This is a genomic window from Paraburkholderia sp. GAS33 (genome assembly GCF_050436645.1).
Taxonomy (GTDB): domain Bacteria; phylum Pseudomonadota; class Gammaproteobacteria; order Burkholderiales; family Burkholderiaceae; genus Paraburkholderia; species Paraburkholderia phenazinium_B.
This window is the reverse complement of sequence record NZ_JBNDMP010000002.1, coordinates 1-16,989: the sequence shown is the minus strand read 5'-3', so window position 1 is coordinate 16,989 and position 16,989 is coordinate 1. Positions and strand designations below refer to the sequence as shown.

Sequence of the window (16,989 nt, the reverse complement as noted above, 5' to 3'; positions counted from 1 at the left end):
GCTTCCGCAATCACGATGCCAGGCGTGGCAGCCGCGGCATATTTTTGAATATGACCGCGGCGCCATCTTTCATTGAAAACGCTTCATTGCAGGGCCTTCATTGCACCGCAGGTTGAGCCCCCTGGCCGATGGCACTACTGGTCTGCGCGGCCGACGCCGACGCCGCCGATGCGGCAGCCGGCTGAGCCGGCGGCTTGTCCGGATTGCGCGGATCGTGCAGCTGGCTATCCGACCAACCGCCACCGAGATCGCCAATCAGCGAAGCCGCATCGAGCAGACGCGACTGTTGCACGCTCAGTGCGGTTTGCTGGTCAGCCAACTGGGTCGCCTGTGCGGTGGCCACCGTCGTGTAATCCACCGTGCCCGCCTGGTATTCGTTGAAGGCGATTTCCGTACCGTGGGTCGCGTCGCGCACGGCAGTATCCAGCGCGTCGGCCTGTTCCGCGAGGATCCGCAAGCCGGACAGATCGTTCTCCACGTCTTCGAATGCAGTCAGCACCGTGCCGCGGTAGTTGGCCACGGCCGCCTGGTAGTTAGCCTTCGCCGCCGCCACTTCACCGCTACGCTCGCCGCCGTCGAAAATCGTTTCGGTGGCGCTGCCGCCGAGCGACCAGACGTAATTGGCGACGTGCAACAAGCCGCCGAGCGGCGACTGCGTAAAGCCGTCCAGCGCCGACAGCGACACCGTCGGGTAGTACGCGGCGACCGCTATCCCGATCGTGGCATTTTCGGCGGCCATCTGGCGTTCGGCGGTCGCAATATCGGGCCGGCGCTGCAGGATCGTCGAAGGGACGCCGACCGGAACCGTCGGCAAGGTGGGCATCGCGGCGCTATGCGGAATGTTCAGCTCTTCCGGATTTTTGCCGACCAGCACGGCAATCGCATGGGCATACTGGGCCCGCGCGACGCCGAGCGCGATCAGGCTCGCCCGGGCGTTTTCGAGCTGCGTGCGCGCGGTCACGACATCGGAAGGGGCGACCGTGCCGTATTTGTCCTGATTGGAGACCACTTCCAGAAAGTGCTCATAGGCTTTGACGGTGGCTTGCAGCAGATCGATATTGGCATCGCTGGTGCGCAGGTCGATCACCGCGGTGGCGAGCGCAATCTGCTCGGACAACGTGGCGTTGGCGAGCGTCGCCTCGCTCGCCTGGGCGGTCGCGGAGTTCTCTTCGATCGTGCGGCGCACCGAGCCCCACAGGTCAAGGTCCCAGCTCACGTTGCCTTCGAGCGAACCCGAATTCACGATCTGCGCGCCGCTGCCCACACTGCGGGTGAAGCTCGAACTCGTCGAACCGGCGGAGGCACGCTGCCGGGTGCCCGACCCGGTCACGCCGATGGTCGGGAAAAGCGCCGAGCGCGCCACCTTCACTTCGGCCAGCGCCTCCTGATAATTCGCATAGTCCTGGGCCACGGTCTGGTTGGAGACCGCGACCTGCGGTTCGAGCTCGTTGAGCAGCGGGTCGTTAAAGCCCGTCCACCACGCGCCCTTCGGGGCGTCGGCGTCGGCCGGCTGGGCTTCCGTCCAGCCCGGCAGCTCGCTGTAGGTGGCGGGCACGTTGACCTGCGGCCGGTGATAGTCCGGGCCTACCATGCAGCCGCCAAGCAGCAGGGCCGCCGCAGCGGCGATCGGTTTACAGGAAATCTTCATCTTCATGCCTTCGTATCCGTTTGCCCCGATTGCCGCGGCGGTCCCATCTGTTCAGCCTGGCGGTTCCACGGCAGTCCGGAAGACCACCTGACCAGTCTGGAGCGCAAGCGGTCCAGGTACAGGTAAATCACCGGCGTCGTGTAAAGCGTAAATACCTGGCTCAGGATCAGGCCGCCCATCACCGTGATACCGAGCGGTTGGCGCAGCGACGCGCCCTGGCCGATGCCGATCGCGAGCGGCACCGCGCCGAGCACCGCGGCGAAGGTGGTCATCATGATCGGCCGCAGCCGCACGACCGCGGCATCGTGAATCGCGTCCTTGGCCGTCATGCCTTCCTTGCGCTGCAACTGGATCGCCACGTCCACCATCATGATGCCGTTTTTCTTGACGATACCGATCAGCAGGATGATGCCGATCAGCGCGATCACCGAGAACGGCGTGCCGAAGATCAGCAACGCGAGCGTGGCGCCGATGCCGGCCGAGGGCAATGTCGAGAGAATCGTGAGCGGGTGAATCGAACTCTCGTAGAGCACACCGAGCACGATGTAGACCACGCCGAGCGCCGCCACGATCAGCAACGGGATGGTGCCCGTCGATTGCGCGTACGCCTGCGCGGCGCCCGCGAATGCACCGTGGATGCTGGCCGGCATGCCGATCTCGCGCGACGCCTCGTCGATCGCCTTTTGCGCCGTGCTCAACGACCCGTCGGGCGGCAGGTTGAACGAGATCGTCGCGGCTACCAGCCCGCTCTGATGGTTCACCTGGGTCGACGTATGGTTGTTGACGGAGGTCACCATGGTGGGCAGCGGCACCATCGTTTCGGCCGCGGTGCTGTCCGCGCTGCCGCTCGAACTGCCGCCCTTGCTGTTCGAGATGCTGTTGGTGGTCGCGTTGGCCTCAGCGTTCGAGTTCAGCGAGTTGGTGCTCGACGTGCTCGACGCGGAGCTGATCGCGCTCGCTTGCGTCACCCCCGTGACGGTGCCGCCCGGCATTTGCGTTTGCGCGGTGCCGGTCGCGTTACCCGCGGCCGTGCTCAGGTAAATCTGGTTGAGCGTCTGCGGATATTGCCAGTACTCCGGCGCCACCTCCATCACCACGAAGTACTGATTGAGCGCGTTGTAGATGGTCGAGACGGTTCGTTGGCCAAACGCGTCATACAGCACATTGTCGATCTGGTTCGGCGCAAAACCGTAACGCGACGCCGTGGGGCGGTTGAAATTGATGTAGGTCTGCAGGCCGTTTTGCTGCAGGTCCGAGTTCACGTCGAGCACTTCGCCGCGCATCTTGCTGAGTGCGGTCACGAGCTTGGGGGTCCAGGCGAACAGCGCGGTGGAGTCTTCGCTCGTCAGCGTGTACTGGTATTCCGCGGCCGACTGCCGTCCGCCGATTCGCAGATCCTGCTGGGCCTGCATGAACAGACGCGCGCCCGAGACCGCGTTCAGCTTGGGCCGCAGGCGGTTGACCACCTCGGTGGCGGTCGCATGGCGCTGCGCTAACGGCTTGAGCTCGACGAACACGTTAGCGGTGTTCAGCGCACGGCCGCCGGTAAAGCCCGCCACCGATTGCACCGCCGGGTCCTTCTGTACGATCTCCTGCAACTGGGCGAGCTTTTTCTCCATTGCCGAGAACGAGATGCTCTGGTCGGCGATGATCTGCCCGATCAGAATGCCGGTGTCCTGTTCGGGGAAGAAGGTGCCCGGCAGCAGCTTGAGCAGGAACACGTTAGCCACGAGCAGGCCGATCAGCAGCAGGATGACCAGCAGTGCGTGGTCCAGTGCAGCCGTGAGCGAACGCGAGTAGGCATTTTTGAAGCGGTCGAATTGCCGCTCGATCCAGACGGCCCAGCGCGCGCGCGAGTGACCGGCGTTGTTGCGGCTCAGCACGTACGCGCACATGGCCGGCGTGACCGTCAGCGAGATCACGAGCGAGATCAGAATCGCGATGGACAGCGTCACCGCGAACTCGTGGAACAACAGGCCGACGATGCCCGGCATCAGCAGGATCGGCAGGAACACCGCGATCAGCGAGAGGCTCATCGAGATCACGGTGAAGCCTACTTCGCCGCTGCCTTTCAGCGCGGCTTCTTTCGGACTCAGGCCCATTTCGAGGTGGCGCGTGATGTTTTCCAGCACCACCACCGCATCGTCGACCACGAAGCCGGTGCCGATGGTGAGCGCCATCAGCGACAGGTTATCGATGCTGTAACCGAGCAGGTACATGGGCCCGAAGGTGCCGACGATCGACAGCGGCAGCGCCACCGCCGGCACCAGCGTGGCGCGCGGCGACTGCAGGAAGATGAACACCACGCCGACCACCAGCAGCACGGCGATAAACAGCGTGCGCTCCGTATCGGCCACCGAGGACCGGACGGACTCCGAACGGTCGACGGCGACCTGTACATGGACGCTGTGCGGCAGCGTCGCCTCGATCGAGGGCAGGACGTTGCGGATCTGCGCGACGGTACTGACGATGTTGCTGCCCGGCATCGGATAAACGATCACCAGCACCGCCGACTTGCCGTTGTAGAGCCCGGCGTTGCGGATATTTTCGTTGGAGTCCCTCACCTGGGCGACGTCGCGCAGCAGCACTGGCGAGCCGTTGCGGTAGGCGACGACAAGGTCCCGGTAGGGCGCCGCCTTCGTAATCTGGTCGTTGGACAACACGACGTAACGCTGGTCGCCCTCGTCGAGGTGGCCCTTGGCGCTATCGGCGTTCGCCGCGGAAATCGCCGCGCGCACGTCTTCGAGGCCGATGCCGTAGCTATTCAGCTTGCCCGGCTGCAACTCGACCCGCACCGATGGCAACGCACCGCCGCCGAGCGTGATCTGACCCACGCCGCTGACCTGCGAGAGTTGCTGCTGGATCACCGAATCCGCAGAGTCGTAAAGCTGCGCCTTGGTGAGCGTGTTCGAGGTCAGCGCGAGCACCATGATCGGCGAATCCGCCGGGTTGTACTGGCGATAGGTCGGATTGCTGCGCAGCGTAGTAGGCAGGTCGGCACGCGCCGCCTGGATGGCCGCTTCGACGTCGCGCGCCGCACCGTTGATGTCGCGGTTGAGTCCGAACTCGACCACGATCATCGACGAGCCGACATAGCTGATCGAGGTCAGCTCTTCGACGTCGGCAATCGTGCCCAGCCGCCGCTCGAGCGGTTCGGCCACCGTCGAGGCCATGTTTTCCGGGCTCGCGCCTGCCATCTGCGCCTGCACCACGATCACCGGGAAGGCGATGTTCGGCAGCGGCGCGACCGGTAGTCGGAAATAGGCGAGCGCCCCCGCGATCAGGATCGCGATGGCCAGAAGCGTGGTCGCGACCGGCCGCTGGATGAATAACGCCGAGATGTTCAAGGCGTGTCCTCCGCCGTACCTGCGGGCGTACCGTCAGACGAATCGCCGGCCGGACCTTGCGGCTTGTTGCGGTTGCGCCAGCGCCGCGTGCGTTCGGCCATGCGGTCGAAGAACAGATAGATGACCGGCGTGGTGAAGAGCGTGAGAATCTGGCTCAAGGCGAGGCCGCCGATAATTGCCAGACCCAGCGGCCGGCGCAGCTCCGAACCCGTGCCGGTGCCGAGCAGCATCGGCAGCGCACCGAGCATGGCGGCGAGCGTTGTCATCAGGATCGGCCGGAAGCGCAGCAGCGACGCCTGGAAGATCGCCTCGCGCGGCGGCTTGCCGTGGTTGCGCTCGGCATCGAGTGCGAAGTCCACCATCATGATGGCGTTCTTCTTGACGATACCGATCAGCAGCACGATCCCGATGATGCCGATCACGTCGAGATCGCTGCCGGCGATCATCAGGGCGAGCAGCGCACCGATCCCGGCCGAGGGCAGCGTGGAGAGAATCGTCACCGGATGGATGAAGCTCTCGTACAGCACGCCCAGCACGATATACACGGCCACCAGCGCGGCGATCAGCAGGTACACCTCGCTCGATAGCGAATCCTGGAACGCCTGCGCCGCGCCCTGCAGCGACGAGGTGATCGACGGCGGCAGATTGACCGCCTGTTCGGCCTCGTGGATCTGTTTCACCGCCGTGCTCAACGACGCGTCCTTCGCGAGGTTGAACGAGATGGTGACGGACGGGAACTGCGCCAGATGGCTGATCACGAGCGGCGACTTGACGATCTGGATCTTCGCGATGGCCGACAACGGCACCTGGCCGCTGCTGCTCGTCTGGCTCGGCAGGTACAGGTTACCCAGCGACCCCACGTTAGGCAGCGATTCCGGTTTGGCGACGAGGATCACGCGGTACTGGTCCGACTGCTGGAAGATGGTCGAGACGATCCGTTGACCCAGCGCGTCGTAGAGCGCGTTGTCGATGGTCGCCGGCGTGATGCCGAAACGCGCGGCCAGTTGCCGGTTGACTTCGACGTTCACGCTCATGCCGTCGGTGTTCATATCGCTTTGCACATCGGCGAGCGACGGAATCTTCTGCAGGCGCGCAATCAGTTCAGGCACGTACTTCTGGAATGCCTGCTGGCTCGGTCCACGCAGCACGAAGCTGTACTGGTTCGGCGAGACCGTCGTGTCGAGCGTCAGATCCTGTTCCGGCTGCATAAATAGCTTGATGCCGGGCACATTGGCGACTTCCGTCTGCAGGCGCCGCGCGATCTCCTGCGCGGTGTCCGAGCGCTTGTCGTGGTCGCGCAGATTGATCAGGAAGCGACCGTTGTTGAGTGTGGAGTTGGTGCCGTCGATTCCCACATACGAGGTGAGAGAGACCACGTCGGGATCCTTCAGGAGCTGATCGGCGAGCGCGCGCTGGCGCGTCACCATCGCCTTGTAGGACACCGAGTTGTCGGCCACGCTGATGCCCTCGATGACGCCAACGTCCTGCACCGGGAACAGGCCCTTCGGAATCACGATGTACAGCACGGCGGTCAGCACGAGGGTGAGGACGAACACCACCAGCGTGAGCAACTGGTGATCGAGCACCCAGCGCAGGCCCTTGTCGTAGGCAGAGAGCGTCTTGTCGAAGAGGCCTTCGCTGATCCGCTCGAAGCGGCTCGGATGGCGTTCGGCCTGGGCGCGCAAGAGCCGCGCGCACAGCATCGGCACGACTGTCAGCGAGACCACGGCCGACAGCACGATGGTGACCGCGAGCGTGACCGCGAATTCGCTGAAGAGGCGCCCGATCACGCCGCCCATGAAGAGCAGCGGAATCAGCACGGCGATCAGCGAGATGGTCAGCGAGAGAATCGTGAAACCGATCTGCCCGGCGCCTTCGAGCGCGGCCTCGAGCGGGGTTTTGCCCTCCTCGAGATAGCGCACGATGTTCTCGATCATCACGATCGAATCGTCGACCACGAAGCCGGTGGCAATAATCAGCGCCATCAGCGAGAGGTTGTCGATCGAGTAGTTCAGCTGGTACATCACGGCCAGCGTGCCGATTAGCGAAACCGGCACCGACACGCTCGGGATGAGCGTGGCCGGCACGTTGCGCAGGAACACGAAAATCACCGCCACCACCAGCACGATGGCGAGTATCAGTTCGATTGCGGCGTCGGAGACCGACGAGCGGATCACGCCCGTGCTGTCCGAAACGACTGTGACCTTCATGCCCGCCGGCAGCGTCGATTCGAGCTGCGGCAACTCCTTCATGATCTGGTTGACGGTGGCGATCACGTTGGCGCCCGGCTGGCGCTGCACGTTCAGCACGATCGCGGGCGTGCCGTTGTACCAGGCGCCGCGCTCGACGTCCTGGGCAGCCGACGTTACACGGGCGACATCGCGCATGAACACCGGCGCGCCGTTCTGGTACGCGATTACCGTGTTCAGGTAGTCCTTCGGATCGGAGATCTGGTCGTTGCCGTTGATCGTGTAGTCGAGGTCCGGACCGTCGAAATTACCCTTCGGCTGGCTGACGTTGACGTAGCTGAGGAGGGTACGCAGATCGTCGATATTCAGGCCGTAAGCGGCCAGCTTCTGCGGGTCGGCTTCGACCCGGATGGCCGGCACGTTGCCGCCGCTGGTCGTCACGACACCCACGCCCGAGACTTCCGAAATTTTGGTGCCGAGGCGGTTGTTGGCGGCGTCCTCGAGTTGCGTCAGCGACATCGAACTGGAGGTGACCGCGAGCGTCAGGATCGGCTGGTCGGCCGGATTGACCTTGGCGTAGGTCGGCGGCGCGGGCAGGCCGCTTGGCAGGAAGCTGTTGGCCGCGTTGATGGCCTGCTGGACGTTCTGCTCGGCGACGTCCAGGTTCAGCGACAGGTCGAACTGCAGCGTGATGACCGAGGCGCCGTCCGAACTGTACGAGGTCATCTGCTGCAGGCCGGGAATCTCGCCCAGTTGCACCTCGAGTGGCGCGGTCACCGTGGTGGCCATCACGTCCGGACTCGCGCCCGGATAGAAGGTCTGCACCTGGATGGTCGGATAGTCGACGTTAGGCAGCGAAGAGACCGGCAGCACGCGTACCGCGACGAGGCCGACCAGCACCATGGCGATCATCAGCAGCAGCGTGGCTACGGGTCTAAGAATAAACAGACGGGAGATATTCATCGGCGAGTGGATCCGCGTCTACGAAGCTGCGTCGGCGGAGGCGGCGCTCGCCCCCGAGGCACCGCCCTGGCCGTGCTTGTGATGGCCGTGCGCGCCGCTCGCGGCAGCCGCTGGCGCGGCCGAGTCTGCGTCCGTGTCTGATGCCGTTGCCGAATCCGAAGCCGCGGCGCCCGATGCTGCGGCACCCGAAGCCGCGCTACCCGAGGCGGCCCTCGCAGGCGCAGCCTTGATCGGCGCGCCGTCGCTCAGCCGGTCGGTACCGTCCGTCACGACGATGTTGCCGGCCGACAGCCCCGCCGTGATGACCGTGTTCTTGCCGTCGCTCGGTCCGAGCGTGACCTTATGCACGGAGACGGTGTTGTTGGCATTCACGAGATACACGTAGTCGCCAGGCGCGCCGGTCTGCACGGCCGGCGTCGGCACCAGCACGGCGTTCTGCATCGTATCCACCAGCAGCTTGACGTTCACGAACTCGTTCGGGAACAGCGCTTCGTCGTCGTTGGCGAAGGTAGCCCGCAACGTGACCGTTCCGGTAGCCGTCGCCATCTGGTTGCTCGCCGCGTACAGCGTGCCCACGGCGATCTGCTTCGAGTTGTCGCTGCTGAAGGCGGTGACCGGCAGGCTGGCGCCCGACCCCATGCGTTGCAGCACCGCGGCGAGCGAGTCCTGCGGCACGGTGAACTGCACTGTGGTGGGCTTCATCGTCGTGATGACCACGATGCCCGGCGAGGACGAAGCCGTAACGTAGTTGCCCGGATCGACGAGGCGCAGGCCGACGCGTCCGGAAACCGGCGCGGTGATACGGCAGTACGCGAGGTCGAGCTGGAATTGCGCGATGTTCGCCAGATCCGATTTGACCGTGGCCTCATCCTGCTGGACGAGGAACTGCTGGTCGACGAAGGTCTGCTCGGCGATCGACTTGTGCTCGTTCAACTGTTCAAAGCGCGCGAGGTCGGAGCGGGCCTGGGCGAGCGAAGCCTTGTCCTTCGCGAGCGCCGCCTGAGCCTGCTGCAGGTCGATCTCATACTGACGCGGATCGATCTGGGCGAGGAACTGGCCTTTCTTGACGTCCTGGCCTTCCTGATAGCCCACCTCCGTCAGATAGCCGCTCAGTTGCGGCAGCACGGTCACGGTTGCAGTAGGCGTTACGGTGCCCAGTTCGCTCAAGGTCACGGGCATCGAGCCGAGGGTGGCGGTTGCAACGGTCACCACTTGCGGGGCGGCGCCTCGGGCGGGTTTCTTCTGCCTGAGGATGTGCACAACCACGAGCGCGACCAGCGCCAGCACTACGACCACGAACAGGATTAACCTGACGCGCGAGCGCTTGGGCTGCGTGGACACGGCTTCGCTCATATCAATCTCCGGAAACGGGTGTTGCGTTTGATGATGGGGCTGGCCCGGCCAACGCGGGCGAGGCCGGAAAGAACTACTCGTGCCCGTTTGCGCAACCGGTCCAATTGTCCGGTTAGCGGCCGCAGGCCAAGGTGAAAAAGAGAGATTTCCCACAACTGCGGAAAAGTGCCACGTTTACTGCGCGTTGTCACCATCCAACGATCCCTTTCTTTCTGTTTGATGAAGGCGGCAGCAAAAGCCGGCGAAAAGTCCCAGCTCATGAAGACCCTGGCTGCGGCGTGCCTTCGGGCACGAACAGATAACCGCGGCCGCGCACCGTCTGAATGAAGCGCGGCGCGGAAGGATCGGCTTCGAGGATGCGGCGCAGGCGCCACACCTGCACGTCGATGCCGCGATCGGTGCCGTCGTATTCCGGGCCGTGCAGCAACTCGATCAGGCGTTCGCGGGTCAGCGCGTGCATCGGATTGTCGACGAACACGCGCAATAACGCGAACACACTATCCGCCAGCATCAGCGGGCGGCCACGTTGCATCAGCGTGCGCGACTGAAAGTCGAGCGTAAAGGTGCCGAAGGCAAACGGCTCGCGCAGTTCGGGCGCCGCTGCCGAGGGCTGCGTGCGGCGCCGCAGCACAGCCTGCACGCGGGCCAGCAACTCGCGCGGATTGAACGGCTTGGCGAGAAAATCGTCCGCGCCCAGTTCGAGGCCTTTGATTCTATCCGCAGGGTCGGCCTTCGCCGTCAGGATGATGACCGGAATGTCGTCTCCGGTGGCGCGCAGCTTGCGCAGCGCGGTCAGGCCATCAATGTCCGACATCATCAGGTCGAGGACGATCAGATCGGGACGTTCGCGTTCGAGCCGACGCTCGAGCGAACTCGCGTCGTGCAGCACAGAGACCTCGAAGCCTACTTCGCCCAGATAGATGCGCAACAGGTCGCGCAGATCGGCGTCATCGTCGACAACCAGAATTTGAATAGCCATGCGCAGGAGTTTAATGTGCCGAGGCCCGCTTGCCGCGCCCTGCGGCCTACAAAGACATTGCGAGGAGTTACGAAGAAGGCGCTGTGTAAAAGGCCGTAATAGTAAAGGCTGTTCGTAAGGGCAGCAGTCCTCACATTGCACAAATGTAATGTGATGAAGGCAATTTGTCGGGAATATGGGGATGGCAGGATTGCCATGGATCGCGCATCGAAGACACGCGATCCATCGTGCAACAGCGTGGACGTCAGAACGACGTGCCGATCTGGAACTGGAACTTCTGGTACTGGTCGCCGGCGTGCTTGATGAGCGGCAAGCCGAAGTCGAGCTTGAGCGGGCCGATTGGGGAAATCCATTCGAGGCCGGTACCGTAGCTGTAGCGCAGACCGTTTGCGCCGGTGCTGTTGCCTTCGGTGCCCCAGACGTTGCCGCCGTCGAAGAACGTGAAGATGCGCAGCGTGCGGTCGTAACCGGTGCCCGGCAGCGGGAAGGTCAGTTCGATGTTGCCGACCAGCAGCTTCGAGCCGCCGATCGGATCGCCCGTGGTCGCATCGCGCGGACCCAGCGAACTCGGCTCATAGCCGCGCACCGAACCGATACCGCCGGCGTAGTAGTTCTTGAAGATCGGGTACGGCTCGCCGCCGAGGCCGTTACCGTAACCGCCCTGGAAGTTCAGGCCCAGCACGAAGCCTTTCGCAAACGAGTAGTAATACTGTGCCTGGAAATCGGTCTTGTAGTACGTGGTGCGGGCGATCGGCGTGCCGTACTCGGCGTTGAACTGCGTGAAGTAGCCGCGGCTCGGCACCAGTGCGCTGTCGCGATTGTCGCGCGACCAGCCAAGCGTCAGCGGCACGTTGTTCGACACGCGGCCGAAGTCGTTCACGTAGTCGATATAGCTTTGCGGCGTGGTGGAATCGACGTCCAGACGGTTCTGCTCGATACCGGTGCCGAAGTAGACCATGTCCGACTCGGAGAACGGCACGCCGAACTTCAGGTCGGCGCCGAGCGTAATGATCCGGAAACTCGTATCGGTGACGTTCGAGTAGTAGAGCGGTTCGCTAGTGCGGTAGTAGACGTCGGTAATGCGCTTGATGCCGTCCACCGTGAAGTATGGGTCGACCTGTGTGACCGTCAGCGTACGGAACGTCGTCGCGGTATTCACGTTCACCGCGAGGCTCGTACCCGAACCGAACACGTTGTCCTGCGACACGCCTGCCGAAATGATCGGGCCTTCGCCGGAACCGTAGCCAAGACCGAGAGTAACGGAGCCGGTCGGCTTTTCCGTCACCTTCACGGCGATGTCGACTTCGTCGGCGGTGCCTTCGACTGGCACGGTGGTGACGTCGACATCCGTGAAGTAGCCGAGACGGTTGATCCGGTCTTTCGACAGTGCAAGGCGGCTCGAATCGAACCACGAGCTTTCGAGTTGACGCATTTCGCGGCGGATCACTTCGTCGCGCGTGCGGGTGTTGCCCACGATGTTGATGTTCCGCACGTACACGCGGCGGCTCGGGTCCACCTGCAGCGTCAGGTCGACTGTATGGTGTTGCTGGTCGATCTGCGGCTCCGCGTTCACGGTTGCGAACGCGTAACCGTATTCACCGAGCTTGTCGACCACGGCCTTGGTGGCAGCCTTCAGCTTGGCAGCGGAAAATCGGTCGCCCGGTTTGATCTTGACGAGTTTCGTCAGCTCTGCCTGGCGATCGAGCAGGTTGCCGGACAGACGGATGCCCGAAATCGTGTACGGCTCGCCCTCATGCAGCGTGAGCGTGAGGTACATGTCCTTCTTGTCCGGCGACAGCGAGACCTGGGTCGAATCGATATTGAACTCGAGGTAGCCGCGGTCGAGGTAATACGAGCGCAGGTTTTCGAGGTCGGTGGTCAGCTTGTCTTTTGCGTACACATCGTTCTTGGAGTACCACGAGAACCAGTTTGGCGTGGACTCCTGCATTTCGTCGTGCAGCGTGCCGTCGCTGAACACCTTGTTGCCGATGAAGTTGACCTGGCGGATCTTCGCGCTCGGACCTTCGATCACCGAGAACAGCAGGCCGACGCGATCGCGGTCGATCGGCGTGACCGTGGTCGTGACTTCGGCGGCATAGAAGCCGCGGGTCAGGTACTGGCGCTTGAGCTCCTGCTCGGCGCGGTCGACCAGCGACTTGTCGTAATAGCGGCCGAGCGACAAGCCGACCGAGCTTAGTGCCTTGTTCAGGTTGTCCTTGTCGAATTCGTGGAGGCCCGAGAAATCGATCGTGCCGATGGCGGGGCGTTCCTCGACCTGCACGACGACGACATCGTCCTCGGCAGAAATCCTGACGTCATTGAAGAAGCCCGTTGCGTACAGCGCGCGGATCGCGGCGGACGCCTTGTCGTCGGTGAACGTGTCGCCCTGCTTGATGCTCAGGTAGGAGAAAACGGTGTTCGGTTCGACCCGCTTGAGGCCTTCGAGCCGGATATCGCGCACCACGAAAGGCGTGACGGCGAAGGCCGAGACGGAGGTGACGCTCAGGCCGATCAGTGTCAGCGCCCTTACATGGCGGGCCGATAGTGTTTCAAGGTTCATACGTGCTGACAGGAGAGACAGACAATAGGAGGATCGCAGGTACATCATTAGCCGATGCCGAAGTGCGAGCGCGAACTTGCTACAAAAGGAGGAATATGGCCGCGCTACTGGAGCCGGGCACTGCGGACGCCGTCCACTTTGGCGAGACCCGTTACGAGCGAAAGCACTTCGGTCATGTGCCGCGCGTCGGCGCGATGCATGCGAAACGAGAGCTCGGCGCCGCCGGGGAGACGAAACGAGAGAAGCAGATGAGAGGACTCGCCTTTATCTTTGCCGACGGCCCAGGCTTCGCAGGGCATGGCGAACTTGACGTCGTCTTTCTTTTCGCGCACGCGCGCTGACCAGCCAATAGCATTGGAAATAGCGGCCAGCAGTTCATGCATGACGGAGTAGTGCAGGGCGATGCTGTCGGGCTGATTGCCTTTGAGCATGAGGTATTGACCATCGCCGGTCAGTTCGAAGGAATGCAGGGAATGAATTGCTAGGGCTACCGGCGGTGACATGGATGCACTCCCAAACAATATTGGAGGCCGAGTCTATGTGAGAAGCCGCGCGGCGAGGTTACTTGCGGTTTACCGATTCTTCCTTTCAGGAGGAGGGCAAACCAACGAGGGTGTAGGGGGCGTGTTAGCGGGGACGGGGGAAGAAGAAAGCAGGTGCCCCCGCAGCGATGCTCTCAACTTAAGCCCCATTGCATCAGGAGAGTTTGTACGCGAGATGGAAATGGGCACGGCTTTTCCGGGTGTCGCTGGATAAGAGCGAAGCCTGCCGAATGGCGCCTCGACTTTCAACGACCGATTTGCAGATTTTTCCGCACGAATCGGGATGGCATGCGGGGTAAAAACCTTCAGGAGCTAAACAAGCTCCGCATCGCGGCCTCCTGATCTTTGCAGTCCTGCTGGATCAGGCGCAACCCGCTGCTCAACCCTGATACGGACGCCTGACCATGAAACAGCAGAGCGCTACCACGCCGCTCGCGCTTTCCTGCACGCGAAGCGCAACGCTCACGTCCCCATGGTTCGTGCAGCGCACCGAATACAACCCCGCGCAGGCCACCTACCTGCCGCTCGTGAATGGCGAGACGGCCTTCGCGGCGGTGTTCGACGCCATACGAAACGCGGAGCACAGCATCGATATCCTGTGCTGGGGTTTCCAGCCGTCCATGTATTTCAGACGGGGCAGCGACGCGGCGGGTTCGCCGTCGATCGGTGAACTGCTCGAATACAAGGGCCTCGAAAAACCTCACATGAGGATCCGGCTGCTGGTCTGGAGCGACTCACTGCACGTGGCGTCCTTCTCGGAAGACATGATGCCAGGCAACCACGGGCCAGTCGGGCTGGCGGGGGCTGCACAGGACGGGCGCACGCGCGCCCAGCGCGAATTCGACCAGCTCTGGTACTGGCGGGCCAACCGGAACAATGTCACGCGGATGTCGGCCGGGACGAGGGCCAATCCGTTTCCCGCAGCGAAATCGGTGGTGACCACGGCATTGAACGCATTGCCGGGCGCGCCAAAACCGCTGGCAAACATTGAATTCGCCACGCGCGATTTCGATCTGAGGGAGCGTGCCGAAATCGCCTGGCGCACGTGGATGAGCGGCCCGGCGGGCGACCCCACGCTGAGAGAGCGGAACACCGCGGCGATGACGGCGGAGCCCTCGCACCACCAGAAGATGGTGCTTGTCGACTACGAGCTTCCCGAGCGGGCCATCGGGTTCGTGATGGGGCACAACACGCTGGATGAATACTGGGACCGGGACGATCACACCTGGCTGCGGCAGGCGCCGCGAATGGGACGCAACGGCCTGCATCCGCGGCAGGACATGTCCGCGAAGGTGACGGGTCCGGTCCTCGAGTACCTGAACGAGAATTTCTGCCAGGCGTGGGACGACGCGACCGGGCAGAACCTGACCCAGGCGCGGGCGGCGCTGGCTTGCCGGCTGAAGCTGCGCGCTGATCACGGTACGCCGGTGATGGCGCAGATCCTTCGCACGCAGTCGCAGCACGGCAAGGACGGCACGAAGGACATCGCGTCGCTGTACCTGCAGGCGGTGAACAACACGACGAGATTCGTGTACATCGAAAACCAGTATTTCCGGTATATGCCGGTGGCCGACAGGCTGCGGGAGAACGTCAACGCGCAGATCAAGGGGGGGCGCAACCCGGCGAAGCATGGTGAGGTCTATCTGTTCGTGGTCACGAACTCGAACGACGACGGCATCGGCCGCGGGACAGTGAGCAGCTACCAGATGCTCGCGGCGCTCGGATATGGCGACCGGATGCCGGGGGTCGAGACACTGGAGAAGAACGACCAGCTTACGCAGCAGGAGCAGACGCTGGAGAAGCAGCTGGCTGACGAACAGGCGGCCAGCCAGCGCGCGATGATGCAGGGCGCGGGTTTCTCGCAGATGCAGGGGCTGGCGAACTACCTTCAGGGCGCACAGACCCGGCAGGCAGAAATCGGGCAGCAGCTGGAGCAGACGAGGCAGGAGAAACGGCGGGTGGCGAGCGTGAGCCCGGACGGCATGACGAAGGAGGGAGAGCTGGTGCCGCCGCAGGATATGCCGGGGATGAAAGTGCTGGTCTGCACCCTGGTCGCACCGGACACGCCTGCAGGCAAGGCGTGGGACTACGTCTATGTCCACCAGAAGCTGATGATCGTTGACGACGTGTTTACGACGCACGGCTCGGCCAATGTCAACCGGCGCAGCATGGAGGTGGATAGCGAACTGAATATCTGCCATGAGCATGGAGGCCTGACGTCCGCGCTGCGCAAACAGATGTGGGCGCTGCATACGAACAATAGGGGTGCTCAGGATGATGTGTCGGAGGCGTACAAGGCGTGGAGTTACATCATTTCCCGGAACACTCAAAACCAGGGCAATAAACTGGCTCCGATGGCGTCCCTTGTGGGCTTCCTGCGGACCTCGCCCACACGCACTTACGAGGATTGAACCATGAGACGAGGCATGCTCATCGCCCTGGTGGCGAGTCTTGCCTGCGCCTGTACAAAGGAGAACCCATTGGCTTCACTACCTGACCTGAGCGCCGTGCGCGCGAATCTCGCCTTTATCTGCGTACACGAGGACGACCATCTGCCGCCGCTCGATCCCGATGCGGACCAGTTGTTCAGATACGGCCGCTGGCTGCAGAAGCAGGATGGTCCAAAGGACTTCGGCGATATCGCGCGGTATTACCGGATCGCGGCGGCCCACGATCATTACAAGGCCAACACCAACCTTCAGGCGCTGGTGTCGACGGGGCTGGCCGATTCTCCGGATGCACCGAAAGAGACGATCGACCTGGCAGCGCAACTGGTCAAACAGGGCGTGCCGGCCGGCTACTACGACATCGCGCACTACCTCGAACTCGGCTATGGCCTGAAGCAGGATAGCGTGACGGCCTTGCGCTATTTCCGCAAGGCGGCGGATCTGGGTAGTGCGGATGCGCAGTATTACGTTGCTCAACAGCTGTTTCCGGTCGACAAGGCGCCGGATATTGCAGAGCAGATGTGGCGTTGTGCCGCCGACCAGGGACACGGCAAAGCAGCGCTTGAACTGGGCATTGACCGTGCGATACATAAGTCCTACGTCGAAGCACTCGAAGCGAACCAACGGGGCGTCATGGCGGGAAACAGCCTGGCTGCGTGGGCTCTTGAAAATGGCTTTGCGGTAACTCCAGAAAACCGGGTGCTGTATTACCTCGCTGTTCCGAACGATCCCGAACGCTCGCGCCGCTACAAAGCGATCGGCAAATTCCTCGACGGCAACGAAGGTCTGAACCCGAAGGTCCCCGACGTCGACCAGATCGTGCCACTGCCGCCGGCGAAACTACCGCCGTGGGACGGCACGTTCCAGTGGGAGAAGGAACAGGCCGCAGCCGTGGCGCCGCAGAAACCCTCCGATGCGCTGGTTGAAAGGCTGGCCCGCGAGAAGAACCTCGACCCGGCGA

Annotated in this window: 10 protein-coding genes; 2 read left to right on the top strand and 8 right to left on the bottom strand. The window is 63.1% G+C overall.

Annotation, left to right across the window (positions count from 1 at the left end; genetic code table 11):
• Positions 1-97: 97 nt before the first annotated feature.
• From P3T24_RS06485 to P3T24_RS06450, 8 genes are all read right to left on the bottom strand, one after another.
• Entirely contained in the window at positions 98-1,654 is a 1,557-nt protein-coding gene (locus tag P3T24_RS06485) for an efflux transporter outer membrane subunit (protein ID WP_429433286.1), read from the bottom strand.
• A complete protein-coding gene (locus tag P3T24_RS06480; protein WP_074264454.1) occupies positions 1,651-4,995 on the bottom strand; it encodes an efflux RND transporter permease subunit in 3,345 nt (1,114 codons plus the stop codon). The genes P3T24_RS06485 and P3T24_RS06480 overlap by 4 nt, the downstream gene beginning before the upstream one ends.
• Complete coding sequence (locus tag P3T24_RS06475) at positions 4,992-8,147, bottom strand: efflux RND transporter permease subunit (RefSeq protein WP_429433284.1); 3,156 nt, start codon at positions 8,145-8,147, stop codon at positions 4,992-4,994. Before P3T24_RS06475 ends, P3T24_RS06480 begins: the two co-directional genes overlap by 4 nt.
• Before the next feature lie 18 nt (positions 8,148-8,165).
• On the bottom strand, positions 8,166-9,500 hold the full coding sequence (locus tag P3T24_RS06470) for an efflux RND transporter periplasmic adaptor subunit (protein ID WP_429433282.1): 1,335 nt from the start codon (positions 9,498-9,500) through the stop codon (positions 8,166-8,168).
• Positions 9,497-9,760 carry a hypothetical protein gene (locus P3T24_RS06465; protein WP_429433280.1) on the bottom strand — a complete coding sequence of 88 codons (264 nt, stop codon included), beginning with the start codon at positions 9,758-9,760 and terminating at the stop codon, positions 9,497-9,499. The genes P3T24_RS06470 and P3T24_RS06465 overlap by 4 nt, the downstream gene beginning before the upstream one ends.
• Positions 9,757-10,479 (bottom strand): response regulator, encoded by a 723-nt coding sequence (locus tag P3T24_RS06460; RefSeq protein WP_074264456.1) that lies wholly within the window; start codon positions 10,477-10,479, stop codon positions 9,757-9,759. Before P3T24_RS06460 ends, P3T24_RS06465 begins: the two co-directional genes overlap by 4 nt.
• 244 nt (positions 10,480-10,723) lie before the next feature.
• Positions 10,724-13,039: an outer membrane protein assembly factor BamA gene (gene bamA / locus P3T24_RS06455; protein WP_429433278.1), complete on the bottom strand. Its 2,316-nt coding sequence runs from the start codon at positions 13,037-13,039 to the stop codon at positions 10,724-10,726.
• A 104-nt stretch (positions 13,040-13,143) separates the two neighbouring features.
• Positions 13,144-13,542 carry a hypothetical protein gene (locus P3T24_RS06450; RefSeq protein WP_074264457.1) on the bottom strand — a complete coding sequence of 133 codons (399 nt, stop codon included), beginning with the start codon at positions 13,540-13,542 and terminating at the stop codon, positions 13,144-13,146.
• A 443-nt stretch (positions 13,543-13,985) separates the two neighbouring features.
• Here P3T24_RS06450 and P3T24_RS06445 point away from each other — a divergent pair, with 443 nt between their 5' ends.
• Together P3T24_RS06445 and P3T24_RS06440 are read left to right on the top strand one after the other, a co-directional pair.
• On the top strand, positions 13,986-15,992 hold the full coding sequence (locus P3T24_RS06445; RefSeq protein WP_429433276.1) for a phospholipase D-like domain-containing protein: 2,007 nt from the start codon (positions 13,986-13,988) through the stop codon (positions 15,990-15,992).
• 3 nt (positions 15,993-15,995) lie between these two features.
• On the top strand, positions 15,996-16,989 hold a 994-nt coding region (locus P3T24_RS06440), incomplete at its 3' end, for an SEL1-like repeat protein (protein ID WP_429433274.1).

Excerpts from the sequence above, each read along its gene's own strand:
- P3T24_RS06485 (WP_429433286.1), bottom strand. The coding sequence starts at position 1,654 with ATGAAGATGAAGATTTCCTGTAAACCGATCGCCGCTGCGGCGGCCCTG.
- P3T24_RS06475 (WP_429433284.1), bottom strand. The coding sequence starts at position 8,147 with ATGAATATCTCCCGTCTGTTTATTCTTAGACCCGTAGCCACGCTGCTG.
- P3T24_RS06470 (WP_429433282.1), bottom strand. The coding sequence starts at position 9,500 with ATGAGCGAAGCCGTGTCCACGCAGCCCAAGCGCTCGCGCGTCAGGTTA.
- P3T24_RS06465 (WP_429433280.1), bottom strand. The coding sequence starts at position 9,760 with ATGAGCTGGGACTTTTCGCCGGCTTTTGCTGCCGCCTTCATCAAACAG.
- P3T24_RS06460 (WP_074264456.1), bottom strand. The coding sequence starts at position 10,479 with ATGGCTATTCAAATTCTGGTTGTCGACGATGACGCCGATCTGCGCGAC.
- bamA (WP_429433278.1), bottom strand. The coding sequence starts at position 13,039 with ATGAACCTTGAAACACTATCGGCCCGCCATGTAAGGGCGCTGACACTG.
- P3T24_RS06450 (WP_074264457.1), bottom strand. The coding sequence starts at position 13,542 with ATGTCACCGCCGGTAGCCCTAGCAATTCATTCCCTGCATTCCTTCGAA.
- P3T24_RS06445 (WP_429433276.1), top strand. The coding sequence starts at position 13,986 with ATGAAACAGCAGAGCGCTACCACGCCGCTCGCGCTTTCCTGCACGCGA.